This is a genomic window from Hyphomonas sp. BRH_c22 (assembly GCF_000961795.1).
GTDB lineage: Bacteria > Pseudomonadota > Alphaproteobacteria > Caulobacterales > Hyphomonadaceae > Hyphomonas.
Map to the genome: position 1 here is coordinate 112,723 of NZ_LADU01000005.1, position 26,325 is coordinate 139,047.

22 protein-coding genes and 1 pseudogene are annotated in these 26,325 nt (G+C 58.9%); 10 read left to right on the plus strand and 13 right to left on the minus strand.

What is annotated here, in order from left to right; genetic code table 11:
• The first annotated feature begins 16 nt into the window (after positions 1-16).
• Positions 17-457: a hypothetical protein gene (locus VR74_RS20275; RefSeq protein ID WP_199286285.1), complete on the plus strand. Its 441-nt coding sequence runs from the start codon at positions 17-19 to the stop codon at positions 455-457.
• Here the strand turns inward: VR74_RS20275 and VR74_RS01065 are convergent.
• The 10 genes from VR74_RS01065 to VR74_RS01110 are packed head-to-tail and all read right to left on the minus strand — an operon-like array spanning position 379 to position 11,397.
• Positions 379-1,371, minus strand: a complete 993-nt coding sequence (locus VR74_RS01065; protein WP_034742436.1) for an alpha/beta hydrolase — start codon at positions 1,369-1,371, stop codon at positions 379-381. The genes VR74_RS20275 and VR74_RS01065 overlap by 79 nt on opposite strands.
• A complete protein-coding gene (locus tag VR74_RS01070) occupies positions 1,368-3,005 on the minus strand; it encodes an NAD(P)/FAD-dependent oxidoreductase (protein WP_034742439.1) in 1,638 nt (545 codons plus the stop codon). The genes VR74_RS01065 and VR74_RS01070 overlap by 4 nt, the downstream gene beginning before the upstream one ends.
• Positions 3,002-4,615, minus strand: coding sequence for an acyl-CoA synthetase (locus VR74_RS01075; RefSeq protein WP_034742442.1), 1,614 nt, complete (start codon positions 4,613-4,615; stop codon positions 3,002-3,004). Before VR74_RS01075 ends, VR74_RS01070 begins: the two co-directional genes overlap by 4 nt.
• Positions 4,616-4,672: 57 nt before the next feature.
• The gene (locus tag VR74_RS01080; protein WP_034742445.1) at positions 4,673-5,764 is read right to left on the minus strand and encodes an acyl-CoA dehydrogenase family protein; all 1,092 of its coding nucleotides are present in this window, start codon (positions 5,762-5,764) and stop codon (positions 4,673-4,675) included.
• Positions 5,764-7,014, minus strand: coding sequence for an acyl-CoA dehydrogenase family protein (locus VR74_RS01085; protein ID WP_034742447.1), 1,251 nt, complete (start codon positions 7,012-7,014; stop codon positions 5,764-5,766). Before VR74_RS01085 ends, VR74_RS01080 begins: the two co-directional genes overlap by 1 nt.
• A 7-nt stretch (positions 7,015-7,021) precedes the next feature.
• Positions 7,022-7,483 (minus strand): OB-fold domain-containing protein, encoded by a 462-nt coding sequence (locus VR74_RS01090; protein ID WP_081812282.1) that lies wholly within the window; start codon positions 7,481-7,483, stop codon positions 7,022-7,024.
• Complete coding sequence (locus VR74_RS01095; protein ID WP_034742449.1) at positions 7,480-8,670, minus strand: transporter; 1,191 nt, start codon at positions 8,668-8,670, stop codon at positions 7,480-7,482. Before VR74_RS01095 ends, VR74_RS01090 begins: the two co-directional genes overlap by 4 nt.
• Positions 8,667-9,446, minus strand: coding sequence for a Coq4 family protein (locus tag VR74_RS01100; RefSeq protein ID WP_206741485.1), 780 nt, complete (start codon positions 9,444-9,446; stop codon positions 8,667-8,669). Before VR74_RS01100 ends, VR74_RS01095 begins: the two co-directional genes overlap by 4 nt.
• A 23-nt stretch (positions 9,447-9,469) precedes the next feature.
• Positions 9,470-10,612: a nitronate monooxygenase gene (locus VR74_RS01105; RefSeq protein ID WP_034742450.1), complete on the minus strand. Its 1,143-nt coding sequence runs from the start codon at positions 10,610-10,612 to the stop codon at positions 9,470-9,472.
• Positions 10,613-10,656: 44 nt separating this feature from the next.
• Positions 10,657-11,397, minus strand: a complete 741-nt coding sequence (locus VR74_RS01110) for an FCD domain-containing protein (RefSeq protein WP_034742452.1) — start codon at positions 11,395-11,397, stop codon at positions 10,657-10,659.
• 189 nt (positions 11,398-11,586) lie between these two features.
• Between VR74_RS01110 and VR74_RS01115 the strand changes: the two genes are divergently transcribed.
• From VR74_RS01115 to VR74_RS01130, 4 genes are all read left to right on the plus strand, one after another.
• On the plus strand, positions 11,587-12,849 hold the full coding sequence (locus VR74_RS01115; RefSeq protein WP_034742454.1) for a cytochrome P450: 1,263 nt from the start codon (positions 11,587-11,589) through the stop codon (positions 12,847-12,849).
• 28 nt (positions 12,850-12,877) lie between these two features.
• Positions 12,878-13,204 carry a 2Fe-2S iron-sulfur cluster-binding protein gene (locus tag VR74_RS01120; protein ID WP_034742456.1) on the plus strand — a complete coding sequence of 109 codons (327 nt, stop codon included), beginning with the start codon at positions 12,878-12,880 and terminating at the stop codon, positions 13,202-13,204.
• A gap of 67 nt (positions 13,205-13,271) precedes the next feature.
• The gene (locus VR74_RS01125) at positions 13,272-14,483 is read left to right on the plus strand and encodes an acyl-CoA dehydrogenase family protein (RefSeq protein WP_034742459.1); all 1,212 of its coding nucleotides are present in this window, start codon (positions 13,272-13,274) and stop codon (positions 14,481-14,483) included.
• Between the two features lie 17 nt (positions 14,484-14,500).
• Positions 14,501-15,571 carry an acyl-CoA dehydrogenase family protein gene (locus tag VR74_RS01130; protein ID WP_034742462.1) on the plus strand — a complete coding sequence of 357 codons (1,071 nt, stop codon included), beginning with the start codon at positions 14,501-14,503 and terminating at the stop codon, positions 15,569-15,571.
• Between the two features lie 757 nt (positions 15,572-16,328).
• Here the strand turns inward: VR74_RS01130 and VR74_RS01135 are convergent.
• Positions 16,329-17,381, minus strand: a complete 1,053-nt coding sequence (locus VR74_RS01135) for a serine hydrolase (protein WP_045693614.1) — start codon at positions 17,379-17,381, stop codon at positions 16,329-16,331.
• 76 nt (positions 17,382-17,457) lie between these two features.
• Between VR74_RS01135 and VR74_RS20280 the strand changes: the two genes are divergently transcribed.
• Positions 17,458-18,228, plus strand: a complete 771-nt coding sequence (locus VR74_RS20280) for a GntR family transcriptional regulator (protein WP_051615546.1) — start codon at positions 17,458-17,460, stop codon at positions 18,226-18,228.
• Positions 18,229-18,376: 148 nt separating this feature from the next.
• Complete coding sequence (locus VR74_RS01145; protein ID WP_034742465.1) at positions 18,377-20,632, plus strand: TonB-dependent receptor; 2,256 nt, start codon at positions 18,377-18,379, stop codon at positions 20,630-20,632.
• A 62-nt stretch (positions 20,633-20,694) separates the two neighbouring features.
• Here the strand turns inward: VR74_RS01145 and VR74_RS01150 are convergent, their stop codons facing one another.
• Both VR74_RS01150 and VR74_RS01155 read right to left on the minus strand, forming a co-directional pair.
• Positions 20,695-21,990 (minus strand): hypothetical protein, encoded by a 1,296-nt coding sequence (locus tag VR74_RS01150; protein ID WP_034742467.1) that lies wholly within the window; start codon positions 21,988-21,990, stop codon positions 20,695-20,697.
• A gap of 47 nt (positions 21,991-22,037) precedes the next feature.
• Positions 22,038-23,513 (minus strand): carboxylesterase/lipase family protein, encoded by a 1,476-nt coding sequence (locus tag VR74_RS01155; RefSeq protein ID WP_299949267.1) that lies wholly within the window; start codon positions 23,511-23,513, stop codon positions 22,038-22,040.
• Between the two features lie 203 nt (positions 23,514-23,716).
• Between VR74_RS01155 and VR74_RS01160 the strand changes: the two are divergent.
• The 3 genes and pseudogenes from VR74_RS01160 to VR74_RS20285 all read left to right on the plus strand — a co-directional run.
• A pseudogene (locus VR74_RS01160) lies at positions 23,717-23,968 on the plus strand (acetaldehyde dehydrogenase (acetylating)); the annotation flags it as partial.
• On the plus strand, positions 23,968-25,005 hold the full coding sequence (gene dmpG, locus VR74_RS01165) for a 4-hydroxy-2-oxovalerate aldolase (RefSeq protein ID WP_045693617.1): 1,038 nt from the start codon (positions 23,968-23,970) through the stop codon (positions 25,003-25,005). The pseudogene VR74_RS01160 and the gene dmpG, both read left to right, overlap by 1 nt.
• Positions 25,006-25,229: 224 nt before the next feature.
• Positions 25,230-26,045, plus strand: coding sequence for a DUF2285 domain-containing protein (locus VR74_RS20285; RefSeq protein WP_081812298.1), 816 nt, complete (start codon positions 25,230-25,232; stop codon positions 26,043-26,045).
• Positions 26,046-26,325 lie beyond the last annotated feature (280 nt).

The following is a 26,325-nucleotide window of genomic DNA, read 5'->3' on the forward strand; positions in this document are numbered from 1 at the left end:
ATCGAACCGGTATTGGATGCCAACATCTACTGGCAACGACCCGCAACGTGACGGCATCGCCTGGTGCCCAGACGCACATGCCCTTGCGCTTCTCCACCATCCGGACATGCTTGCGCCGGGCGGCATGGCGAAGGGCCTGGACGACCTTGAAGACGACCGAATTGCGCAGCGTGGCATCCGTCGCGTCAAGTCGGCGCTCGATCATCACCCGCTCGGCGAGATCCCGGGTTGTGAGTTCGCCATCGACCTCAAGATGGCGCACACAGATGTCGGTGAACAGCCGGATCGACGCATTTATATGAGCCAGGTCGTGCTTCGCCTGCGCGATCTGAGCCTGGTACGCCGTGATCCGCCCGTGGATCTCGGCGCGCTTGTCCTTCACACACACCTTGGGTGTGCCTGCTCCTCCCAAAGGGAGAGAATGCTTCTGAGTGCAGTTAAAAAAGCTAATGGCTGATCGAGCATCAAATGGTGGCGCGCCTCAGGTACGGCGATTATCGGAATGTCACCGCCCCCCAGCTCGCGGATGTAGTCAGCCGAGTCCCTGGTAAAGAGCTGACTCTTTCCGCCATGAACGATGATCTTGCGGCCCGGCGCATTCACGAGTCGATGGCCGATTGTGAGCCATTCGTCGGACTTATTGCTTCGTCGGAATACCTCAGGTGAGAACTTCCATGTCCAACCGTCACCGTCGCGCCGCATTGAATGATACGCCATGTAATCTAGGAGGAACGGCTCGCCGACCGGCTGGGGCGGGGAAAGGACGTATCTTTTGCGCGCCTCTTCATAGCTCGCATAGGGCCGGTTGGGCTTGTCAGGATCACCTGATCCCGGGCTGGAGCGGCGATGGTTCCAGTATTGCTCCAGGAGCTCGGCTCGCATGACCATGAGATCGCAAATCACGACGCCGGAGAATGCATCGGGCGACAGGGTCACGGCTGTCAGCGCTGCGCCCGCGCCGAAACTGTGCGCGATGATGGTGGGTTTGTGGCCATCTGTAAACAGATCGAGTGCCTCGGCAATCTCATCAAACTCGCGCCCCCTTGCCGCGGGATCGGCTTGCCCGCGCATCTCCGTGTCGCCCATGCCGGCGAGATCGAACGCCACCACGTCGTAATCTTCCGCGAGAAACGGAGCGATGAAGGCAAAGCAACGGGCGTGGGAGAGAAAGCCATGTGTCATAAGCACTTTCGGCTTTTTCCGGTCGCCCCAGCGAAAGTAATGCGTCCTGGCACCGTCGATCTCAACATAACCTTCTTCGCGCGGCACCTTGAGGGCCGACACAAACCATTCCGGCAGATGCGAACCATCGCCGGCCCAGACAGGGTCGATGTCGTCGGGAAAATCTCCAATCTTGGACAATACGTTCATTTCGTTAAGTGTTCCTTGCTAGTGGGTTTGTCGATCACGAAGCCGCGATACTCCTCGTTCGCTACATCTTCGCAGAGTGCGACATAGCCAGACACGCTTGGAAAATTGATCAGTTGACGCTTCTTGCCCGGGATGTTTGCGCCCATGTACCAAGAATCCGCTTCGGGAAAGAGTGTCATCGCGCCTGCTTGGGCAACCATTTCGGTCCAGCCCGTTTCAGCTGCCGGATCGGCTTCGAAAAGATCGACACCATTTTCCCGCATCCAGACCAGAAAGTCGCAGATCCAGTCACCCTGTATCTCTGCGCTGGTCGGGCCGTTTGAGAAACCCGACGGGCTGAGTGGCCCGTATGCGAACAGCATATTGGGAAAGCCCGCTACTGCCATGCCCAGATAGGCGCGTACTCTGTCTTCCCACGCATGGGAAAGTGATAGGCTGTTCGTCCCCGTGATGTTCATATCGATCAGCCCGCCGCGCCCAGCATCGAAGCCGGTGGCGAAAACGATGAGGTCGCATTCCATCTCGCCGTCATCGGTCTCGATCGCGTGCGGCTTGACCCGGATGATCGGAGTTGCCTTGAGATCGACCAGCGCGACATTCTCCTGCGCGAAAATCTCGTAGTATCCCTGCTCGAGCGAAGGTCTCTTCGTGCCGAATGGATGCGGCGGTTCGGAAGGCGCGAGCAGCTCAACAAGGTTGGGGTTGACAATCCTTGCGCGAACCTTGTCGCGCCAGAAATCATAGGCGTGGCGGTTAGCTTCGCGATTGATAAGCAGGTCGGCGAAATTGTGATACCAGAACCTGAGGCCACCCTGTTGCCACAGATCTTCAAAGTGCGCGGTGCGCGCTTTCTCGTCAACTTCGAGCGCCGATACGTCTAGCGATTGGCATTCGAACCCTCCGCTCGTCTGCTTGCGCGTTTCGAAGATAGCAGCATAGCCCTTCTTGTCCCGTTCCTGGTCTTCTTCCGAAAGCTTCTTCTGCTGCATAGGCAGCGCCAGGATTGGTGTTCTTTGATAGAGGGTCAGCTTCGATGCGGACTTGGCCGCTTCTTGCGCGACTTGCACACCGCTTGCACCGGTGCCGATCAAGGCAACCTTACGTCCGCTGAGATCGACACCCTGCTGCGGCCAGCGCGCCGTGTGAAACCATTGGCCTTCGAAATCCTCAAGGCCGGGAAAATTGGGGACATACGGCTTTGATGCGAAACCAAGAGCGGGCAACAGGAACCGTGTCGAAACAGTTTTGTCGCTGTCGAGTTGCAGACGCCATTGCTTCGTCTCCTTCTCATAGTGCGCGCCTCTGACCCCTGACCCCATGCGCATCATGGGCCACAGGTCGAGCGTATCGCAAACATGCCGGAAATACGCCCTGAGCTCTTCCCAACCGGGAAATCGCTCGCTCCAGGCCCATGATTTCCACACTTCAGGTATCGAGAACTCGTAAAGCGGAACCTGTGAATCCACTCGTGCGCCTGGATAGCAATTCCAGTACCAGATGCCGCCGGGCTGGGCCGCAGCATCCACCAGCAACACGTTGAACCCAGCGTCACGCAACTTGTGGAGCAGGTAGATCCCGCTGAAGCCGGCACCGACGATTACAGCGTCGTAATCGGGAGAAACCCGATTGCTCACGATGCGACCGTCAAACGTTCGGCGATTGCTTTCGCCGTTGCATAGTCGGCCTTGCCGTTGGATGCACGCAGGGGTTTTTCCGTCGGATGTATGGCCTTGGGCGTTTTGTATCCTGCCAGCTGATCGCGCACATGGTCCTTGACGGCTTGCTCGTCGAACGGGACGTCGTGGTTGAGGTGGACGACGGCGGTGACGGCCTGGCCCCATTTTTCGTCCGTTACACCTACGACCAGCGCTTCACCGATGGCGGGATGGGTCTTGAGCACTTCCTCGACTTCTTCTGGGTATACCTTCTCGCCAGCAGTGTTGATGCATACGCTGCCGCGGCCTAGCAGGGTAAGGCTTCCATCGGCCTCTACCCGGCACCAGTCACCCGGAATCGAATAACGCACGCCATCGATTGTGCGGAATGTCTTGGCGGATTTTTCGGGATCTTTGTAATATCCCATGGGGATGGCCCCCTTGCGGGCGATAAAGCCAGGCACGCCGCTTCCTGGTTCGACTTTCTGGTCGTTTTCGTCGAAGACATCGCAGAATTCGCCAATCCCGAATTTCGCGGTGTTCGTACCGCCCTGTGCAGTCGTGACGGAGAGGCCGAAGCCGAGCCCTTCGGAGGCGCCGAAACTATCCATCAGCACGACCTGGGGAATGTGCTTGCATAGACCGGCCTTAATCTCCTTGCTCCACATCACGCCGGACGAGATGATGGAGACGAGGCTCCTGGTATCCCAGCGCCCCGCGTTTTCTTCGAGCGCGCGAAGCATTGGCTTAGCAAAGGCGTCGCCCACAATTGCGATGCTTTCCACCTGGTGCTTTTCGACCGTTTCCCACAATTCTGAAGCTTCGAAGGAAGGGGCCGTCAGCGTGACGATCGCGCCGCCCGACATGAGCGCACCTATCGCGGTGATGAAGCCCGTCCCGTGCATGAGCGGGCAGGAGGAGAGAGTGCGCCTGCCGGGCCCCTCTTTCTCGATCAGCGCAACATTTTCTTCCAGCGTCTGCGGAACCGGGCCAAGTAACTTCTGCGCGTCCAACTGGGCCTTGCGCATGTCGTCGTGCCGCCACATCACGCCTTTCGGCATCCCGGTCGTGCCGCCGGTATAGATGAAGAGCAAATCGTCGGGTGAGCGTTCGATGCCGAGCGCCGATCCGTCCCCTTTTCCCGCCAGCGTCTCATAGGGACTCGCAAAAGACGCGATTTCGGAAGGGTCGCCAATTTCGACGAAAGTGTGAACCTTCTCGAGCCTATCCTTGAGTTCGACGATACATTCGCGAAACTCCGAACTGTAAACAATCACTTCGCTGTCAGAATCTTGGAAAATGTAGAAAACTTCTTCGGCGCGGTAGCGGTAATTGATGTTCACATGGGTCAAGCGCCCCTTAAAACAAGCCGCCATCAGCTCGCCATATTCGGGGCGGTTGCGCATGTAGAAGGCCACCTTGGCACCATCGCACGCTCCGCGTTGACGCAACGCGCGCGCGATATTATTCGAGCGCGCGGACATTTCGGGCCAAGTGACGATCCGGTCGCCGTGTATCAGCGCCGGAGCGTCCTGAGGCATGGCGGGCTCGACTGCGTCGAGAATGTCACCGAGGTTCCAGTCGATCATGTTCCTTCTCCCTTCCGGACGGGACAGCCAGTCTCGCAGGCCCCCGCAATGAGTGTATTACGCGGCCTTGATCCAGCCTTGCAGTGCTGCCGCCTCGGCCCGCACCGTTTCGGGTCCTCCAAGCACCTGCCGGTCGAATCCAATGCGTTTGAACCAGTAATGCAGACCGATCAGGTCCGTGAATCCCATCCCGCCATGCACTTCGGTGGAAGTGCGGGCGACAAAGCGATGGACTTCGCCGGTGTGTGATTTCGCGTGGCAGGCGACGAGCGATACATCCTCCGGCATCGCGCCAAAGGCGTGAGCTGCATACCAGACAAGCGAGCGGCATGGTTCATGACGTGCGGCCATCTCTGCGCACATGTGCTTCACTGCTTGGAAACTGCCGATAAGACGACCGAACTGTTCGCGCTGTCCAGAATAATCGACAGCTTTTTCGATCATGGCCTGGCCTGCGCCAAGGCTGTCAGCGGCCAAGATCACACGGCCCGCATCGCGCAAACGGGCCGTGGTCGTTCCGTTGTCGTCGGCAAGCAGTTCTGCCTCGGTCCCTCCGAAACGCAATTCTCCGACGCTGCGGGTACGATCAATGGTAGTCAGCGGGATTGTCTCCAGCCTGAATGCATCGGCTGCAGCGAGGTGCAGCCTGCCACCTGCGTCTGCTACAATGTAAGCGTCGGCACCCTCGAAATCCAGGCAGAACAGGGCGGTGCCGTTGAGCCTCCCATCGGCAGAGGAAACGACCGCACCGTCGCGCGCCTCGATCGTCTCGGAAATCGCGACAGCTATACGCGCTTCGCCACTCGCGATCTTCGGCAGCCATTGGGCCTTTTGCTCCTCGCTGCCTGCCTCGCTCAGCGCGATAGGCGCCAGAACATGACTGGCGAGAAAAGGTACCGGCGCGACCGCATAGGCGAGCTGTTCCGCAACTATGGCAGCGTCGAGAAGGGTCATGCCGAGGCCGCCATGCTCTTCCGGTACCAGCATCCCGGGAATTCCCAGGTCCTGCACGGCGCGGAGCACTTTGTCGCTAAGCGGATTGTCACGCTCGGCACATTCGCGGACATGATCGAGCGGGCAGGTATCCGCAAGACACCGCGCAACCGCATCGCGCAACATCTGCTGGTCCTGAGAAAGTCCGAAATCCATTAGGCTGATCCCTGTTTGTGACGCGGCATGTCTGCGGTTGCTTTCGCCGCATCCGAAATCTTCGCCAGCTTCGGTTCGCGCGGCATTTCGAGGCCACGTTCAGCGATGATGTTCTTCTGGATCTGCGCGGTGCCGCCGCCTATTATGAGACCGAGCTGGAACATGTAGTTCCATTGCCACGCGCCTCCGTCTCGCTCGCGCGGGCTGCGATGATAGAGAGTGCCCATCTCGCCCATAGCGTCGATCGCCAGTGCGGAAATCTGGTGGGCAATCTCACAGCTTTGCAGCTTGACGATCAGCTTCGCCATGCCGCCTGGCTCACCCTTGAGGTTGTTCGAAAGGTTACGCATCCCATTGCATTTCATCGCTGACACCTCGGCTTGGAGCGCCACCAGCCGGTCTCGCAGAACCGGATTGTCGATTGCGCGATCCTGTCCGATGGGCTCGTCCTGCATCAGTGCGATCAGCGCCTGCAGCCGGTTTTCGAGCGCGTCGGGATCACCCAGCATTCCGCGCTCATGGCCGAGGGTTGCATTCGCCACGAGCCAGCCCTGGCCCCGCCGGCCTACGATCTGGTCCAGCGGAACGCGGACATCGGTAAAGAACGTTTCGTTGAATTCGGCGTCGCCCGTCATTGTCTTAAGGGGGCGAACCTCGATCCCCGGTGTGTCCATCGAGAAGATCAGGTAGGAAATACCGTCGTGCTTTGATGCGTCGGGTTCGGTTCTGACGAGGCAAAAAATCATGTCGGCCTGCTTCGCCGTACTGGTCCAGATTTTCTGGCCATTGATAACGAACTCGCCATTTTCGACCCGCGCGCTGGTCTTGACGCTGGCCAGGTCCGATCCGGCACCGGGTTCAGAATAGCCTTGGCACCAGACGACCTCGCCCTTCAGCGTGGGTTCGATCCAGCGATGCTTCTGCTCCTCAGTGCCGAGTTCGAGCAAAGTCGGGACGAGCATCGAGATACCTTGGTTCGCGAGCCCGCCCGGCACCCCGGCCCGTGAAAACTCTTCGGAGATAATGCGCGATTTTAGGATGTCCGGTTCGGCTCCGTAACCGCCGTACTCCGCCGGGATCGTGCGGGCTGTGTACCCTTGCTCGATCAGCAGTTTTTGCCATTGGACAGCTTTGGATGAGGGGCGGGCCGCCCGAGCCGCATACGGTGGCGCAAGATGGCCATGCGCTTCGATGAAATCGCGCACCTGTTTGCGGAACGCGTCGTATTCGGGTCCGTAATCGAGATCCATGTCGCTTCTATTCTTTGCGGGGACGGAAAACTGGCAGGCGGAAGTCGTCCCCGATCGGTTCGAATTTCAATTCCAGGGGAAGGTCGAGCTTGAGGCTGTCGCGGTCACATTCGATCAGGCGAGTGGCCATGCGTACGCCCTCTTCCAGTTCAACCACCGCAGCCACGAAGGGGATGTCGGCGGCAAACGCCGGGTGCAGGGCCTGGTGGGTGACGGTCCAGGAAAAAAGCGTACCCTTCCCGCTGCTGCGCTCCCACGAAAATTCCGGTGAGCCACACTTTGCGCACATATAGCGCGGCAGGTGGCGGAAGGTGCCGCAATCGCCGCAACACTGGAAATAGAGATGGCCGTCCTGACACCGATTCCAGAATTCCTGCTCGATCGGGTCCTGCGGGCGCGGTTTCGGCTTGGGCGGCGCCTTCTGCGCAGAGAGGCGCATTTTCGGTGGCAGTTCGTTCTCGTCGCTCACGCAAACCTCCTGAGGATAGCGATGCTCCCGTCGCCTAGGTCGCCCCAGCCGGTTACGAGGCCGGTCTGGGCACCCACGACCTGGCGCTCGCCGCAATCGTGGCGCAGCTGGCGCACGGCCTCCACAACATGGTTGAGGCCCCAGACGTGCGCTTCGCTGAGCAAGCCGCCATGGGTGTTGATCGGAAAGCGTCCACCCAGCTCGATCTGGCCACTGGCGACGAACTCGGTCTGACCGCCGGGCTCGCAGTAGCCGAGTGCCTCAAGTTGCAGCAGCACGATATAAGTGAAGCAGTCGTAGATCTGTAGAAAATCCATATCCTCGCGGGTGACACCTGCCATCTCGAATGCGCGCGGGGCTGCATAGCTGAGGCCGATCTTGAAGGGGTCGGGACGCGAAGGGATGTCGTCGGCGGGATAGGGGTGACCTTCAGCAGCGCCGGCGATGCTCACCGGCACATGCGGCATGTCCTTGGCTCGCTCCATGCGCGAGACGACGACCGCACAGGCGCCATCGGTTTCCAGGCAGCAATCGTAGAGCCGGAAAGGCTCGGATATCCAGCGCGCCGAGTGATATGTCTCGACGTCGAGTTTACGTCCATAGTTGAAGGCTCTCGGATTCAACTGCGCGTGACGGTTACAGGCGAGTGCGACAGCGGCCATCGCGTCCGGTCCGACACCGTGGAGCTTGGAATGACGCATGGCGAGCCAAGCATACATCTGCACCGGCAGGAACACGCCATAGGGCATATAATAGCCCCGGATTGTGTTGGTCAGCGTATTCATGTTCATGGGTCGGGTCGTCGGCGCGCCCGGCTTCGCCCGCAGGGCAGAATATCCGTTCCAGCCAAGCGTTACCAGAACGTGGTCGCATAGCCCGCTGGCAATCGCCATGGCCGCGTTCTGCAGAGCCGTTATAGGGCTCGCACCGCCCATGTGCACCGTCGCCGCAAAACGCAGCACGTCGATGCCAAGATTGGCGGCCATTTCCTCCGACGTCGTGTAGATCGGCGGAGGCACCATGCCGTCTATGTCGGACGGTTTTAGCCCGGCATCTGCAATCGCCCGGCGCGAGGCATCGAGCATCATGTCGACCGCCGTCCGTTCGGTCCCCTTGACGAACTCTGTCTCGCCGACGCCGGTGATCGCGGACCTGTCACTGAAATTGAAGGTGGATGAGGCACTCATGCGTGAAGCTTGCTCCGCCGGCTGGCCTGGAAATCTCGCTCAAACGAGCGGGACAGGTCCTGAACCCCAAGATAGCAAACGGGTGGTTTCAGGTTCAAACGCCAGCGTACCTCCTCAAGTGGCGTATCGATATGCGCCTCCCAATAGAAGGTTGTCAGGTCGGCGGCATTCCTACCCCGTCGCCACGCTTCGAACGCGGCACGCGAGACCGGCAAACGGGCGCATTCGGCCAGCATCTTCGGAATTCCGATCGCAACGATGAAGGCGATTCCGTGATTGAAGAATTGTGCGTTGCAGAACGAGAGCACGCACAATTCGTCCAGCGCATCTCGTCCATATCCGGTCACGACATGGAACAGGTCGTGCGAATCGCGCAGGCGCTTCCGGTAGCGTGCGACTTCCGGATCGTTGAAGTCGGTTATCCCTCCCGCTTCGCTGGCATCCACCAACCCCTCGGCGGTCAACCCCTCTCCATAAACGAAATCAAGATAGGCCCGGCCCAGCGTTCCCGGTTCGCATCTTTTCAAGCGATCACGATCACACAAGGTGCCGAGTAAGTCCGCGCGTTCCAGGAGGATACGCTTCCCGGCGGAAGAGGCAGCGAACCGTCGAAAATTGCGATAATAGGAATTGCCCGACAGCGCCTTGACGATACGGAAGACCTGCGCAGTGTCTTCCTTGTCCCGGGTAAGTCGGCGCATGGCCGCAATAGCTTCGCCCGGGCGAATAGGTAGGCGTAGTTCATGCCCCTTCGGTTGGTTCAGCGCGTTGCTCATGTCATGTCCACCTTTACCACAATTCAGCAGTAAGACTTCGCGCGGGCGAGTGCGAATTCCGCATCTTCGACAATTTCGCGCATCACGTCGGCTGCGGGCCGGATCGAATGGATAAGGCCGATCCCTTGGCCCGCGAAACCCGGGATCACGTCCTTGCGCTCCGCCTTGACGCCCGACGCCATGACGGGCCCCGAGATCATCGACTGATAGGGCATAGGCAATGGATCCTTGCCTGCCTCGATCCATGCATCGGCCCATTTGTTGCGGATCATTCGCGCAGGTTTACCGGTGATCGAGCGGCTGACGACCGTATCGGCGTCGCCGCTTTCGATGATCGCTTCTTTCTGGAATCGTTCGATGCCCGCCTCCTCGGTCGCGAGGAACGCCGTCCCGATCCACGCGCCCTCGGCACCCAACATCAGCGCGGCGGCAACACCCCGGCCGTCGGAAATGCCGCCGGCACCAATCACTGGAACGCGGTCGCCCACCGCGTCAACCACTTGGGGAATCAGCGAAATCGTGCCGACTGGCGAGTTGTGGCCGCCCCCGTCGTGCCCCTGCGCCACGATCATGTCGACGCCGGTTTCGACCACCTGCCGGGCGTGCTTGACCTTGCCGATGACAGCCATGACTTTGGTGCCGTTGGCATGCAGGCGGTCCATCCAAGGACCGGGATTGCCGAGGCCGGCAGCATAGACGGGTACCTTTTCCTCGATCACGACTTCCATCTGCGCTTCGAAGAACTCCTTCGTGAAAAGCTGCGGACTTGCCTTGCCCATCTTCGGCACGCCCGCCGCTCGCATGGCCGATTCGACATCCACTTCGGGCAGATGTTCGCGCCGTATGAAGTCGCGGGTGAATTCCTGGTATTCGCCAAGTAGTGCCGTGGGATTTTCGGACGAACCCCCGACCTGCGGGGCCGAGCCGCGTCTGACGGATGCGGGAAGAAGGGTATCGACGCCAAATGGTTTGTCGGTCATCTCGCGTGTCTGGCGGATCCAGCTGCGCAATTGGTCTGGCGAGCATGCCGCAGCCCCCAGAACGCCAAGCCCTCCGGCATTCGACACCGCAGCAGCAAGCGCGGGAACGCTCGCCCCGCCCATTCCGGCCAGTAGGATGGGGTGTTCGATCCCGAGAATTTCACAAATGCGGCTTTTGAGCGCCATCGCCTTACATCCTCCATTCCGCGACCTTGACGGACGCAAGTTTTCTAAATCTGTCCCCACTTGACCTTCTGGGAAACAAGCTCGGGACTTCGTCCAGCCAGATAAGACGCGGAACCCGACACAAGCTTGGCCATGGCCTGCCGCGCCGCTTGAGCATCCCCTGTGCGCACGGCCTCCAGAACACGGCGCAGGAATCGCAACTGGACCGCCCGCTCTTGCGCCGAATACCCGAGCGAGCGCGAGAATTCGCGGGTCAGCAAATGCATAGAGGAAGTCAGAAGGCCGAAGAGCGGATTGCCGCTGGCCCAACCGAGTAGGTCGTGAAAACGGCGGTTCAGTTCCTCGAACTGGCTTCCTGCCTCATTGCGCTCAAGCTCTTTGAGGCAATCGGCGAGTGCGCTGAGGTCGCCCGTGGTCGCGCGCTGGGCAGCATAGGCTGCGACATCCGGCGCTATGGCTTCGCGCAGTTCGAGCAGGCCCCTGAGGTCTGCTTCCATGAAATGCAAGATGAGAGAAAGACTATTCGCAAAATCGCCGGTCTGGGGGCGTGCGACCACCGGGCCGCCACTACGGCCCAGTTGAAGATGGATTACGCCCTGAAGCTCAAGGAAGCGGAGCGCTTCACGCAAGGTTGCTCTGGCGACTTCGTATCGCGCAAGCATTTCTTCTTCGCGCGGTAACCTGTCCCCCGCAACGCGTGCCCCCGCCTCGATATCGCGAACGATGTCCTGCGCGAGCGAGAGCGCACGCTTGGCTTTCTTCACGTTATCGACCGTCGGCTGCATTTCGTAGGACTCGCTCCTGTGATATTTATCTTATAAGATTTAATCTATTCATTTGCCTATAACCTACCCAATACGTCCATGATTGCAACTCCTCGTCAAGAAATCATTATAAGCTTTCTTGACTGCACCTCGCGGAAGATTTACCTTTTCAGCAACTAGCGGCTTATTGATGGGATCGAAGGGCAGGACATGAGTATCGAAACGATGGAAATGGATACGGTCGAAAAAATCGCAGCCATTCCGATCGAGCAAATCGATGTTTCGCGGCCGAGCCTTTTTCAGAAGGACACGATTGGCCTGTTCTTCGACCGGTTACGCAAGGAGGAGCCGGTCCATTACTGCCGTGAAAGTAAAGTCGGGCCATACTGGTCGGTTACCAGGTTCGACGACATCATGGCCGTCGATACCAACCACAAAGTCTTTTCGTCGGAGGCGAAGCTCGGCGGAATTGCCATTCAGGACATGCATTCGGCGGAAGGTGCACTTGAACTTGAAATGTTCATCGCCATGGACCCGCCCAAGCACGATCAGCAACGAAAGGCCGTTACCTCTGCAGTCGCGCCGTCAAACTTGCAGTTACTTGAGCCGACAATCCGTGAACGTGCGTGCCATATCCTCGATGATCTGCCGGTAGGCGAGGATATCGACTGGGTTGACAAGGTCTCGATCGAATTGACCACAATGACCCTTGCGACCCTGTTCGATTTCCCGTGGGAGGAGCGGCGCAAGCTCACGCGCTGGTCCGATATCACAACGGCCGCGCCTGAAACCGGCATCGTCGAATCCTATGAGGCAAGGCGCGAAGAGCTCATCGAATGCGCGATGTATTTCAAAGGGCTGTGGGAGCAGCGCATCAATCAGGAGCCAAAGAACGACCTCATCTCCATGATGGCGCATTCTCCAGCGACACGGGACATGCCCTTTCTGGAATTTCTTGGCAACCTCCTGCTACTTATTGTGGGCGGCAACGACACCACGCGCAACTCGATCAGCGGCGGTGTGCTCGCCCTCAATCAGAACCCCGACGAGTATCGCAAACTCAATGACGATCCTTCGTTAATCACCAGCATGGTGCCGGAGATCATCCGCTGGCAGACGCCACTTACCCATATGCGCCGCACTGCGCTCCAGGACTGGGAGATCGGCGGCAAGCAGATCAGGAAAGGTGACAAGGTTGTGATGTGGTACCTGTCAGGCAACCGGGATGATACCGTCATCGACAGAGCTGACCAGTTCATCATCGACCGTAAGAACCCGCGTCATCACCTGTCCTTCGGCTATGGCATCCATCGCTGCATGGGCAACAGGCTTGCAGAACTGCAGCTGCGGATCATCTGGGAAGAGATCCACAAGCGTTTCGCGAAGGTCGAAGTGACCGGCGAGCCCGAGCGTCTGTTTTCGAACCTTGTGCGAGGGATCACGAAACTGCCGGTGCGGCTGCACGCTCGCTGATGGGCTGGACTAAAATACGGAGTTTATGATGGTCAAAGTGACGTTCGTTTCCAGTAATGGAACGCGGAGGGAGGTCGAGGTAGCCGAAGGCGAAACAGCGCGCGAAGCGGCGCTCTTCAACGGCGTGCCGGGCATTGACGGCGATTGCGGCGGCGTCTGCGCCTGTGCGACCTGCCACGTTCATATCGATCCGGCATGGATCGACATTGTGGGCCGCCTCATGGAAGGCGCTGCGGAGGCCGAGCTCCTGCAATTCGCAGAGGGAGCGAACCAATATAGCCGCCTCGCTTGCCAGATCCCCATCGTGACCACGTTGGAGGGTTTGGTTTTGCACGTTCCCGCGCAGCAATACTGACGAGTCGGAGTGATGCATCGTCGTCCGCTCGGGGCGACGCCAATTCGATTTTTGAACGGAGGTCTCCATGCCAACTCAGCTTCAATCCGGTGCCCATGCGAACGACGATCCATTTCGCACCGAAGTGCGACAATTCCTCGCCGCAAATTTCCCCGAAGAACTCAAGGGCAAGGGCAATCTGCTTGCCGGACTCGAAGGGCCGACCAACGAGACCGATGAGCAGAAGAAATGGCGAGAGGCCGTGGCCGAGTGCGGTTGGGGTACACCGACCTGGCCCACGGAATATGGCGGTGGCGGGCTGACCAAGGCCCAGGCCAAAATCGTCACTCAGGAATTCGCCAAGTCGGGGGCCTACAATCCCATCGGCGGGATGGGCGTAATGATGTTCGGCCCAACCCTGCTTGAATTCGGGAGCGAGGAGCAAAAGTGCGAGCACATTCCGGCGATCTGCCGTGGCGAAATCCGCTGGTGCCAGGGTTATAGCGAACCCAATGCCGGCTCCGATCTCGCTAATCTGCAAACCTTCGCCGAGGACAAAGGCGACCATTACCTGATCAACGGCCAGAAGACCTGGACCAGCGGCGGGCAATGGGCCGACAAGTGCTTCGCAATCGTTCGCACCGACAGGCGCGACAAGCACAAGGGCATCAGCTTCATGCTGATTGACATGAATGCGCCCGGCGTCGAAGTCCGCCCGATCACCATGATTTCGGGCACCAGCCCTTTCTGCGAGACTTTCTTAACCGATGTAAGGGTACCGAAGAAAAATCTCGTTGGAAAAGAGGGTCAGGGTTGGGCCATTGGCAAACGCCTGCTCCAGCACGAGCGAACCAACATCTCTGGTGGCGGCAATCTGGCTCTGATGATGGCGCAGAGCCTCGGCGACATCGCGAAGAAATATTGCGAAACCGCCGCGGATGGTCGGCTGACCGACAATGTGCTGCGCGACAAGATCGCCGATTTCGAAATCCGCTGGAGCAGCTTCTTGTTTACAGCGCGCCGCGCGATCGAGGAAAGCAAGGCGCCCGGCGGAGTCTCTGAGATCAGTTCAGTTCTCAAAAAGACGGGCACCAAGCTGGCACAGGAACGCTCGGAACTACTGATCGAAATCCGTGGGTTGCAGGGCCTTGGCTGGGAAGGCGACGGTTTTTCCGAGGGGGAACTCGAGGACGTGCGCACCTGGCTCTTCGGCAAGGCAGCAACGATCTATGGTGGTTCGACCGAAATCCAGAACAATATCATCGCCAAGCGCGTGCTCGGCATGCTCGATCACGCGTAAGGAGGGGAGTACTGACAATGGCAGTTCTCGACGAACAACAGGAAATGCTACGCGACATGGCTCGCAGCTGGGCCGTCAACGAAAGCCCTTTGACAGAATTTCGTAAGGTCCGCGCCAGCGGCTCCGAGGAGGCGTTTGATCGCGCTGCCTACGCCAAGATGGTGGAAATGGGTTGGGCCGGGGTCATCATTCCTGAAGAGTATGGTGGGTCAGACTTTGGCTGGCTCTCGGCGGGTCTCGTGATTGAGCAGCTCGGAAAGACGCTGACCGCAAGCCCGCTCGTCCTCAACACCGCGGCGGCATCGGCGATCATCCTGGGCGGCAGCGACGAGCAGAAAGCATTGTGGCTTCCGAAGCTCGCGAGCGGTGAAGCCATCGCGACGCTAGCGGTCGATGAAGGGCCCTCTCATGATCCGGCCAGGATCGAGACAAGTGTTTCCGGCGGCAAACTGACCGGCAGGAAAGCCTTCGTTCACGAGGCACACGGCGCAGACCTCTTCGTGGTTGCGGCCAAGGATGGGCTTTACCTAGTCGAAAAGAGTGACGGCGTCTTACTCATCACCCGTAAGCTCTCTGACCAGCGAAGCCATGCCGAAGTGAATTTCGTTGGTGCAGCGGCAAACAAGCTCAAAGGCGGGGGCGAAAGCTTGCTCGGCGATGTGCTCGACCGCGCGCGCGTGCTAACGGCAGCCGAGATGCTCGGCATGGCCCAAGCCGTGTTCGACACCACGCTCGACTATCTCAAGCAGCGCGTGCAGTTCAACCAGGTGCTTGCCACCTTCCAGGCACTGCAGCACCGCATGGCGGACCTTTTCGCCGACCTCACACAGATGCGCTCGGCAGTCGAGGCGGGACTACAGGCGGTCGATGGTGGGTTCGGCGCAGCGCGCGCTGCGACCATCGCCAAGGCCGAGGCCAACCGCGTACTGCACGGTATCAGCAACCAGGGCATACAGCTCCATGGCGGTATCGGCATGACCGACGAATATGACGTCGGCTTTTACCTGAAGCGCGCACGCGTGCTCGAGGCGAGCTTCGGCTCGACGACCTGGCTTAAGGATCGATACGCCGCTTTGTCCGGTTACTGACCACGAGTGAAGTCCTCCCGGGTCGCATGCTGGGCCTTAGCACATGATTTTGTGATTGGGGTCGTATTTCGCGTCCCCGGGGATGGTGAGTATGGTCTTGTCCATGCAAATGCATCACGTGCAAGCATGCCCGCAGTAATGATGGCTGCAAGCCTGCAAGCGAAGCGCCGACTATGTGCGGCCGCGTCCTCCCACCTGCTACGCGTTCACCAATTACAATAAAGTCTCTCGCGATAGCGTCGAGAGAATAATTGATGTACCCCAAAGAATGTAGACGCCCTGCGGCTTCATTGTCCTGCCATTTCGAACTCGGCAGCCGACAAGGCCCATCCTGAAATGGCGGGTCCGTGGGTAGTCAGCATACTCCAGAAAAAACCCGCAAGATTTGCAACTGTTGTAACTGCCAACAAAACAGCCCGGATCTTTTGAGCCATGCTTTCCCGCAATGAGCCCTTCAGGGCAACGGCCAAAGCCTGAACTTCTGAGAAAACACATAGCCACAAAAGACTTGTTAGGACGATGAATAGTAATGACAATCTTGGCACTCGGAAATCGAGACAACCCTCATAGTAACAAGGACTTCAACTGCCCGCATTGCAGAATGGGGTTCGGTTCGCGGAAACTCAGGCCTGCGACAATTACGTCGCGCTAACAGGTCGGACACAAGTCAGCTTCCGACCCGGGCTTGCCGAAACGAAAAAACCCTTGCAGCATTGGAGTCTTCCACACAAGTTTTCAATTTTTCGTGCGCCGGACATCAATTATTCTGTGGTACGCTTCTGGAATGTGCCGCATTCAAGGTTAGTTCCAAGAATACATAATCCGACCAGCGTTCCTTATCACCTCGCAAGGCTGCGCCCAGATCAAGATCTGCAAGACGCACGATGGTCAGACCAAGCGACGGGATTACATAGAGCCGCTGATTGCCCGCTCCGGCAGCCACCACCATGTCATCAGGCAGACTATCGGCATGATCGTCAATATCTGTCGTCGCTGTAACGACGTCCTTTGACGATGAGGGCCTCGGCAACCACCAGGATAGCCCGTATGCGGCATTCGCTGCACTTCCCTCGAACAGCGCTTCAAAAGTTTCCTGGTCAACGATCTGTATGCCGTCAACCCTGCCGCCAAGGCGCACGAACTCGCCGAATTTCGCCCACTCGCTGGCAGACATGATGACTCCCTGAGGCATCAGGGGTTGCTTGTCCGGGCCGTTTCTCCACCGGTATCCCGCAAGTCCCAAGGGCGCAAACAAGCGCTGCTCCAAATACGCTCTTGGTCCACCCGACTGGCCAGCCGCTTTAAGTTTGCGGCGCATGACTTCACCGAAAATCTGAGACGGAACGGCGCCATACTGGAATTTCAACCCGGCTAGCGAGTTTATATCGCTTGCAACCGCAGCTTCGTATCCCGGCGGACGTCCGATGCGGCTCTTGTGCCCGCTCGTCATCGACAGAAGGTGACGGAGAGTTACCTTACTGCGCTGGGGGTCTCCTTGCCACTCAGTGAGCGTTACGGCGACCGGCTCGTCCAGAGACAATAGACCATCTTTTGCTGCGATGGCGGCCATTATGCCAAGAAAGCTTTTTGTGCCGGACCAAAGTTCGTGAGGTTCGTTGATGTCGTGGTCAGGGCTGTTACAGACCGGCTCGCCGTCTTTGAGCACAAGCACCGCCAGACCTCGGTCTGCATTTGAATATGCAATGGCCTGCTGGCAGGCATTGCTCTGATCAGAATGTCCGGTCGGATAAGGCTGTGCTGCACACGAGCCAGCAGTTAAGGCCAGCCAAAAAAGCAAGTATCGAGGCACTTTTAAACTCTCCCTTATTGAATTATCGATAATACTGCCTTTTGAAGACGATCAAGGCTAGATGGAATCTCGAAAAATGAAGGTGATCAGTGTGCCAGACCAGCCAGAAGAATTGCCGCAGGAAGTTATAACTGATGCTCTGACGCAGGACCGGGTCATCGCGGCAGCGCTGATTGAGGACATCGTTGAATGGCGGATCCCGCCGGGTTCCTGGATCCGGGAAAGGGAAATTGCCAAACGGTTTGAGGTTTCTCACGCGCCCGTACGCGAAGCATTCCGTCAAATCGCCAATATAGGACTCGTTGAGGTCGTGCCCTGGCGAGGTGCCCGCGTCGCGGTGATTGACAAGCAGGCGACTATCGAGATCCTCGAACTCTGGAAATCCCTGTTCGGCGTCGTGTGTCGCCTTGCGAGCCAGCGCATGACTGACAGCGAGGCCGAACAGCTTGTCGCGCGTGTCAAGGAATTTACGGCCATTGCGCATGCGACGCGCAATACGTTCGACCATCTTGCCGTTTCCAACCGCATCGGTGCCTATATTGCGCATTGCGCCCGTGCACCTCAGTCCAAAACTTTGCTGGACCGCGTGGCGATTGTTGCCAAGTGGCAGCAGAGGATCATCTCGCAGAAGTTCCTCGAAGACCTTCCGGTCGCTCCGGCGCTGAAGTCTGCCGAAATCTACGAGCGGCTCTGCGCCGCCATCAAGGCCCGCCAACCGGACAAGGCCGACGAACTTGCGCGCGCCCTGATCGGAAACCTTCAGGACTACTATCAAGAAGCGCTGGCGACTTACCTTGATGCGCAGGCCGTCGAACAGGCGCGCCGGAAACCGCCTCGCCGAAAATAGCCAATCCTATGCGGCCGCCCGTTCGGTTGCGAGGCTACCGTTTGTTGCCGCTCGCCAGCATGAAGTACTTGACACCTCGCCCCAAATATTATCGATAATCTGAAATTATCGATAATAAGCCCAAGATGGGCCTTTGAGGGAGGAATACATGCTTCGCTTTATGCTTTTTGCGACAACCGCAATGACGGTGGCTGTCAATGGAATCGCGCCGGCCTCGGCCCAGGCTGTTGAAGATGCTGCTTCACAAGCGCCTTCCGAAGGCGCGGAAGAGGAAGTTCGGCTAGGGGAAGTGGTGGTGACTGCGCGTCGCCGGGAGGAGCGGCTTTCCGAAGTTCCGACGGCGGCCTCCGTCATCGGCGGGAACGCGCTCACCGAGCGCGGCGGCGCCAGCACCAGCGGCGAACTGCTGGCCGACCAGCCAAGCGTTCGCTTCAACAACCTCAACTCGTCCGTCACCTCGGAACTTTCGATCCGCGCCTCGTCGACTGCGCGCGCAACGAACGGCGATCCCAGCGTCGGGCTCTACCGCAATGCCTCTTACATCGGCGGTGGCGGCATCGGCGGGCGCAACTTTGCCTTGATCGATTTTCTCGACATCGGGCGCGTTGAGGTGCTGCGCGGCACCCAGGGTGCGCTCTACGGCCGCAACGCTGTCGGCGGCGCCGTCAACATCGTCTCGGCGCAGCCGGAATTTGAAACATCCGGATACCTGAAGGCGCAATATGGAATTGAGAACGAGAACCTGCGCGGCGAGGGTGTCGTCAACAGGGCGCTCAGCGACACATTGGCAGTTCGCTTCAGTGGCTTCGCGGTGGGTCAAGAGTCCGGTTTCTTCTACAACCCCGTCAATGACGTCTATTTCGACCGGGAAGAGGGCCACGGCTTGCGCGCGCAGCTACGCTACAGTTCCGGTCCGCTCGATCTGCTTTTCCTTGCAGAAACCCAAGTTCTCGAGACACCCTCGATCCACTACCAGATCGAAATTCCTGCAGGCACGCCAGGCTTCCCGGGCGGCTATATACAGGACAGGTTCAACTATCCCTGGAACACCCCGCCCTCTGCCGAGCAGGACGTTGACTCCTACCAGATCGTCGCGAAGTACGATCTGGACTGGGCGCAACTGAATTCCACCACGCTCTATCGCGAGCGTGTCTCCGCATATGATCTCGATGCAGATGCGATCAATGCGCAGGAGCGCGCCGATGCCATTGCAGCTGGCAGTATTCTTGCCGTCGTTCCGCTGGATGTGAACTCGGCAGCTTTCGTGCGGGATACGACCACGTCCTTCAACCAGGATGTCCATCTCACCGGCGAAGCCATCGATGGCCGGCTCAATTGGCTCGCGGGCATCGACCTCCTGCTTCTTGAGAGCGATTATTCGGTGGAGAATGCCCGAACCCCCACACTCGCTAACCCTTCGACCGGCAGTATCTCCCCCGTCGACCTCGAATATAATTCTTACGCCGCGTACGGATCGCTCGGCTATGACCTGACCGAGCGGCTAAACCTCACAGGTGAGCTTCGCTACACGCAGGATGACCGCTCCCTCAGTTCCCGCCTGTTTGACCGGGGCACCGGGGCGCCCCTGGGCGGAGCCGCGCGGGTCGTGGATGGCAGCATCGAACCGAGCAACCTATCCTACAACGCCACCGCCGCCTTCAAGCTGACCTCCAGTATCCTGACTTACGCCAAGGCCGGCACCAGCTACCGGGCTGGGGGCTTCAACACCAATCTTGGTGATCCGCGGCAGCCCAGACCCATTGATGCAGCGTTCGACGACGAAACGTCCCAGAGCTATGAAATCGGCCTCAAGGGTACGCTTGGCAGCCATTCCTATTTCGCCATTGCGGCTTATATGAACGATCAGGAAAATCTTATTGCCCAGACGGACAATGGATGTGCGCTGACAAACCCGACATGTCCCGTGGCGGCGACGTCCTTTCTCACGAACGCGGGTGACGCCGAAAGCCGTGGTGTAGAAGGCGAGATTTCCTCACTCTTCGACATTGCTGGCGGCAAACTCTCCACCGGTTTCAGCCTCTCCTATCAGGAGGGTGAAGTGATCAGCGGCAGATTCGAAGGGCTGGATCTGGCCCAGGTTCCTGAATGGCTCGGTTCGGCCACCCTGAATTATCGCCGGCCAATTGGCCCTGATTCTGAAGCGTTCGCCAATTTCGTCTACACAGCGCAGACTGGCGGCGTTCAGGAACTGTCTGCCACAACCGCGCCGCTCGACGATTTCGGACTGATCAACCTTCGCCTCGGGGCGCGCTTCGGCAAGGTCAGTGTGACGGCTTTTGCGCGCAACCTGACCGATGAAGTCCACTTTGTGGCGCGAGCTCCCACGATCAATCGCTACAGCCAGCCACGGCTGACAGGAATCGAGCTTCGCTACGACTTTTAGTCTGGCTACGGATTTCCTCCCGAAGACCTAAACGCCTGCCGGCATTCCGGCAGGCGTCATTTTCAGGCCTTACTGAGAACGCGCTCGATCAGGCGCAGGAAGGATGCGTTTGTTGTGGCCAATTCACGCATGTCTACCTTGTCCGGCGTATCCTGATCGGTGTGATGAAAGCGTCCTGCGCCGAAGACGCCGAAAGCGGATGCATAGCCGGCGCCAAGAATCTCGCGGAGCTCTCCCGCCGCATTTTCTGCAGTCATGACATAGGCGGCCTCCAGTCCTGGCCGGCCGCGGAACATCTCTCTGGCCAGCCCTTCAATTCCTTCCGTCACGCCAAGATAACGTTGCGGGTCAGGTGACGGCAGTGGCAGTAGGGTGGGACCCAGGTCATGAAAATCAACTCCCGAGAGGTTGGCGCCGAGATGCACCCAAAGCGCTGTGTCCATCGGCGCCGGTGCGCCACTTTCCAGGAATCTGTGGGCGCCCAGGTTCTCGTACTCGTGTCCTGACGTTGCCACCAGATGAATGTCCGCCGTCGGCCAGGTTGAGGCGAACCGTCGCCCCAGTTCAAGGAAAATCGCAATGCCGGGACCTCTCTCCGAGGCGCAGATGCCCCAGCCGGACTTGGGCGTGCTGATAACGATCCGTGCACCGGGGCCAGTCCGCCGGGCAATCAGATTGTCAGCCAACCGGCCCGGCCGGGCTGGGGCGATGGAAAGTCTGGCCGTGTCGCCACGGGTTGCTGCCGCGCGCAGGGCGCCTGCCTCACGGGGCGCTAGGGTCAGCATGGGAGCAATATCGCCGTCGGCCGGGGTATTGAGCCGAATAGCGAGCCGTGTTGGCCCATTGGTGATTGCCGCCACACCCGCCACCTGCGCTTCCCGTGAGGTTTTCAGTACGCGCTGCCATTCCGTCGATATCAGGCTGGAATGGCGCCGAAACCCTGCGTCATAAACCAGCAGCTTTCCGGTCAAGGCTGGCGGCGGAGTATCCGTATTCCAGTAGACGAGCTCCGCCTCGGCCTCTGCCGCCCGAGCCGGCATCTGGACCGGTCCTGAAATTTGTGTCCCGTCAGGCAGTAACACCGTTCCTGTTTCGCCGTCACAGGCAGGTACTTCGAACGTCTGCCGACGCGTCTCGTATCCAGCGGTCGAGAGCTCGCCCTCCATCCAATCCGTCGTCGCAAGATCGCCTGCGCTGCCAGAATAATGAGAGCCGAAACTGGCATAAGTCACCACCGCGCGTTCAAGCGCGCTCGCATCACGCTCGAGGGACTCTTCCGGTCCGGTTCGCGCGGCCGGCAATCCTGCACATGCGCCAAGCGCGGCTGGAAGCAGCAAGGCATGTCGCCGGTTGATCATGCAAAAACACTCCTTATGCGTATCGACAGTGACATCGGGCTCAGTCTTTAGGGCGCCTGATGTTCGTAGCGGGCAAGGATCAGGTCCAGCATGGTTTTCCGAAAGCCCGGTATCACTCGTGTTTCTGGCCCAAAGAGAGCGAGTTCATCGCGCTCTGTGTCATATGGCCCCCAAGCAGGCACCAGCTCACAATCCGGTTTGTGGGTTTTGGCAAATGAAACCCAACACGCCGACATTCCTTCCGCAAACCGACGGTCTGCCTCTGTCATCTCACCGACGACGCTTTCGAAGTAGTCTACCGTGTCGAAGACATAAGTGATTTCGGATCCGTGCGCCGCGCCAGCAGAGTTCGTCCGTCGCTTTTCTGCAACATAGTCGAAGTGATAGAGATAACTCGGTGCACCGTCCTGTGTAGCGTCGGCAAGCCAGCGGGCCGGTGCCACGAACCAGGCATCCCCCAGAACCTGCCGTGCGAATTCAGGATCGGATGCCTCAAGGCCGTAGGCAGCCTCTGCTTCAGCCAACTGATCTCCGAAGTAAGCGACGGCCAATTGCGGGCTGATGCCCATGGCCAGCAGAACGCTCGCCTCATTGCTGTTTGCGCCTACCAGAAGCGGAACATCAAGCGCCCCGCCGTCTTCAAACGCCCGCGAAGGCGCCTCTCGCAACAGCCGGCCATCGATGAACGGATTGACTGCGCCGCTGCTGCGAGGACCAGCCGCTTTCACCCAATCATCTGCGCTGGCTGCACGCAGTATATCTGCGCTAGCGTCAGGCGCGATAGCCAACGCGCCGGCGGCTGCGATCCCGAGCGCCTCCTGCTCCGGGAGCGTTCGAGGGGTAAGCAGGTTGACGCCCGATTGCACAATGGCAGCCGAAAACAATCCGGATGCTTCCGGCATCGAGAGCAACGCCATGGTACTCACTGCGCCGGCGGATTCCCCGAACACGGTGACCTGCGCCGGGTCACCGCCAAAGGCAGCGATGTTCTGCTGCACCCAGCGAAGTGCTGCCAGCTGGTCCATCAATCCGAAATTACCGAGCGGAGTATCCGTGGTCGCTTCATCCGTCAGAGCCGGATGCGCAAAGTAACCGAGTGGGCCGAGGCGATAGTTGATCGTCACGACGATCACGCCTTGCCGGGCGAGCTCTGTTCCATCGAAAATCGGGAACGTTCCGGAACCGATCACATGCGCGCCACCATGAATCCAAACCATCACAGCCAAGCCCGACGCGCCCTCCGGCCGCCAGACGTTCAGCTGCAGACAGTCTTCAGACTGGACGTTTGCCACACCGCCGGCAACGACAGCAGGCCGCAATGGCTGTGAGCAGGCGGGGCCCATCTGCGTGCCGTCCCGGACACCTTCCCAGCCCGGGGCCACTGCCGGAGGGCGCCAGCGCAGCTCGCCTACCGGTGCGGCGGCAAAGGGCATATTAAAGAAAGCATCGACCTCGCCGATGGTCTTTCCGGCAATCACGCCCTGCGAAATCTGAACCTGTGGGGGCTGAGCAACCGCGGCCATGCCCAAGGCGCACGCCTGCAAACAGGCAAGCATTATGATCAAGCCGAACGGTCTGCCCTTGTTCATTGTTGCTCCCAGTATCCTTGGCGCTATGATGCAAATGACTTATTGCCGACTAGCTGCTGCAGCCATAGTGCCGGTCCGATTGCTCTGTGATCCTAATTATCGATAATATTGCACGTGCTGATAGAGAGGTCTAGTTAAAGGTCAACGCCTATGTGCCCGGCTATCGGATGAAGCAAAAGGTTCAGTTCGAACGGCTCGTTTCGAACAACCCAGTCAAGATTCCCGGCCTGGGCACATTCGAAGGTATCAAGACCAGCGTTTTCCTGGAAGTCGAGGGTGCCGCCCACTATTTGCCTGCATACGCGGGAAATCTCGACATAATGACATCAGCTGGCATTGCGACCGCTGAGAAGATCGCCGCACGGCGGCGAGCCAAGGAGACTGCCTGATGGCATTTGATCCCAAATCCGACAATCTCTACATTCAGGACGTCACTTTGCGCGACGGGATGCATGCGATCCGGCACCAATACGGTATCGAGCACGTCAGCAAGATTGCCGCAGCCCTTGACCAGGCCGGAGTCGACGCAATCGAGATTGCCCATGGAGACGGCCTGAATGGCTCAAGCTTCAATTATGGCTTTGGCGCCCACACCGACTGGGAATGGATTGAAGCCGTCGCGGATTCAGTGAAAACGGCGAAACTGACGACGCTCCTCCTTCCTGGGATCGGAACGATCGAGGAGCTGAAGCATGCCTACAAGCTTGGCGTCAGGTCTGTCAGGATCGCTACACACTGCACGGAAGCCGACGTATCGAAACAGCATATCGGTGTTGCCAGAGATCTGGGTATGGACACGGTTGGCTTTCTTATGATGTCCCACATGGTCGAGCCTGAGAAATTGGCTGAACAAGCCGCCATGATGGAAAGCTATGGTGCCGAATGTATATATGTCACCGACAGTGGCGGCGCGCTCGACATGGATGGATACATCGCCCGGCTTCAAGCCTATGACAAGGTCCTGAAGCCTGAAACTGAACGGGGTATCCACGCCCACCACAATCTGTCCCTAGGCGTAGCCAATTCCATTGTCGGCGTTCAATATGGCGCAAGACGCGTGGACGCTTCGCTGGCCGGCATGGGTGCCGGGGCCGGAAACGCGCCGCTTGAAGTGTTCATCGCAGCCGCCGAGCGAAAGGGATGGAAGCATGGATGCGATCTTTTTGCGCTCATGAATGCTGCCGAGGAACTTGTCCGCCCACTCCAGGACCGCCCCGTTCGCGTTGATCGCGAAACGCTTTCACTTGGCTATGCCGGCGTGTACTCATCCTTCCTCCGGCATTCAGAGAAGGCAGCGAAAGATTATGGGATCGATACGCGTGAAATCCTGGTTGAACTAGGACGTAGGCGTATGGTTGGTGGCCAGGAGGATATGATCGTCGACGTAGCCCTGGACATATTGAAAGAACGAAAATCCGCTGAATAGTTGCGACGTGAGAGACCAATCCTTATTGACTGTTGCGAGCTCCAATTTGTCTGGACGAACGACGCAGTCAGAACACGCTCAATCAGCTTTTGTGTGTTCAGTGCTTTTAGTCCGGTAAGCACACATTTGCGTGCCCTTTTGCCTTAGGCAAGCAACCTTGCAATCTCCATGATAGATTGAAATTGGCACATGTCCTGCATTCCCCTGACGCGGGAGGCTGATACATGCTTATTCGCACGATAGAAGACCTGAGCGATATGCTCGTCAGGTATAATTACACCGCCAATCTCTCGCGCGGGAACTGGGCGTGGGAGTTTGCAAGGCGTAATCCTGCCCTGAGGGACGATGCATACGCCGTACTACCTCAGCTGGAAACGGGGACCGCATGTCATGGCATCAAGCTGTTGAAGCTGGTTGAGCAGGACCTCGCCGCCGAAGCCTGGGGGCTCCTGTACTTTCCCGATCCCGACCAGACTGCGCTTTCAACAGATGTCTTCTGGTCCGATCAGACATTCCCTCGCAAGATCGCGGTCCATGTCCGTGAACGTGATCCTGACGAGATTGACGAAATCTTCGAGAAGGGCACACGCCTTTGCAGAATTGTGCACCTGACCGATTCTGCCGGCCGCGAGCACTTCCTCGTCAAAGGGGCAAACTGCTCCGTCCAGATCCGCTGCAGCGGCAAGTCGCTCCTGTGCGGCGAGCCCGTGAAAATGGAGTTTTCCGTTTCCGGCTTCGATTGCCCTGACGAATATATCGAGACGCTCAAACGGGCCCACCGCGTCTATGATGCCGAAGCGACGTCGCCGACATGGTCACGCAAGGGACTTGGCTACCGCAACGCCTTGATCGCGCTTGATGCCTTTGAGGCTGGTATGACCTATCGCGAAACGGCGATGATCTTCTATGGCGAGGCCCGCGTCACACAGGACTGGTCCGGACCGTCCAGCGCCATGAAGTCGGAGATGGCCCGTTTGCTCGCAAAAGGCCAGCGCTTGCGTGACGGGGGATATCGCGAGTTGCTTGAGGAAAACCTCTAACCCCTATCAGCCAGCAAAAAGCCGACCCGAATGAACACCTGAGTTCATGAGCCTGATGCAGGAGTTGCCGAGCGTCTGTTCGAGGCGTTGGGGGAGGATCTGAAGGCATCGCCCCTCCCCTGCCCGCTGACGCGGGGCTGTCCGGGCGGCGAGAGCCCTTAACCTTTTCCATGTCGCCTGACCGGCCCGGCTCGTCTCCGGTCACGCGTCCTCCCGTTCGGGAGGCCGCGCGCTGCGGGGGCTCGCCGGCGGGGGCCGCGCTTTGCTTCCCACTGGCCTT

What these genes read in the sequence shown, in the direction of transcription:
- VR74_RS01095 (WP_034742449.1), bottom strand. Translation starts at nt 8,670, where the DNA reads ATGAGTGCCTCATCCACCTTCAATTTCAGTGACAGGTCCGCGATCACC.
- VR74_RS01105 (WP_034742450.1), bottom strand. Translation starts at nt 10,612, where the DNA reads ATGGCGCTCAAAAGCCGCATTTGTGAAATTCTCGGGATCGAACACCCC.
- VR74_RS01100 (WP_206741485.1), bottom strand. Translation starts at nt 9,446, where the DNA reads ATGAGCAACGCGCTGAACCAACCGAAGGGGCATGAACTACGCCTACCT.
- VR74_RS01115 (WP_034742454.1), top strand. Translation starts at nt 11,587, where the DNA reads ATGAGTATCGAAACGATGGAAATGGATACGGTCGAAAAAATCGCAGCC.
- VR74_RS01120 (WP_034742456.1), top strand. Translation starts at nt 12,878, where the DNA reads ATGGTCAAAGTGACGTTCGTTTCCAGTAATGGAACGCGGAGGGAGGTC.
- VR74_RS20285 (WP_081812298.1), top strand. Translation starts at nt 25,230, where the DNA reads ATGCTTATTCGCACGATAGAAGACCTGAGCGATATGCTCGTCAGGTAT.
- VR74_RS01130 (WP_034742462.1), top strand. Translation starts at nt 14,501, where the DNA reads ATGGCAGTTCTCGACGAACAACAGGAAATGCTACGCGACATGGCTCGC.
- dmpG (WP_045693617.1), top strand. Translation starts at nt 23,968, where the DNA reads ATGGCATTTGATCCCAAATCCGACAATCTCTACATTCAGGACGTCACT.
- VR74_RS01145 (WP_034742465.1), top strand. Translation starts at nt 18,377, where the DNA reads ATGCTTCGCTTTATGCTTTTTGCGACAACCGCAATGACGGTGGCTGTC.
- VR74_RS01125 (WP_034742459.1), top strand. Translation starts at nt 13,272, where the DNA reads ATGCCAACTCAGCTTCAATCCGGTGCCCATGCGAACGACGATCCATTT.
- VR74_RS01110 (WP_034742452.1), bottom strand. Translation starts at nt 11,397, where the DNA reads ATGCAGCCGACGGTCGATAACGTGAAGAAAGCCAAGCGTGCGCTCTCG.
- VR74_RS20275 (WP_199286285.1), top strand. Translation starts at nt 17, where the DNA reads ATGCCAACATCTACTGGCAACGACCCGCAACGTGACGGCATCGCCTGG.
- VR74_RS20280 (WP_051615546.1), top strand. Translation starts at nt 17,458, where the DNA reads ATGAAGGTGATCAGTGTGCCAGACCAGCCAGAAGAATTGCCGCAGGAA.
- VR74_RS01080 (WP_034742445.1), bottom strand. Translation starts at nt 5,764, where the DNA reads ATGGATTTCGGACTTTCTCAGGACCAGCAGATGTTGCGCGATGCGGTT.
- VR74_RS01085 (WP_034742447.1), bottom strand. Translation starts at nt 7,014, where the DNA reads ATGGATCTCGATTACGGACCCGAATACGACGCGTTCCGCAAACAGGTG.
- VR74_RS01155 (WP_299949267.1), bottom strand. Translation starts at nt 23,513, where the DNA reads ATGGCCGCGGTTGCTCAGCCCCCACAGGTTCAGATTTCGCAGGGCGTG.
- VR74_RS01065 (WP_034742436.1), bottom strand. Translation starts at nt 1,371, where the DNA reads ATGAACGTATTGTCCAAGATTGGAGATTTTCCCGACGACATCGACCCT.
- VR74_RS01150 (WP_034742467.1), bottom strand. Translation starts at nt 21,990, where the DNA reads ATGATCAACCGGCGACATGCCTTGCTGCTTCCAGCCGCGCTTGGCGCA.
- VR74_RS01075 (WP_034742442.1), bottom strand. Translation starts at nt 4,615, where the DNA reads ATGATCGACTGGAACCTCGGTGACATTCTCGACGCAGTCGAGCCCGCC.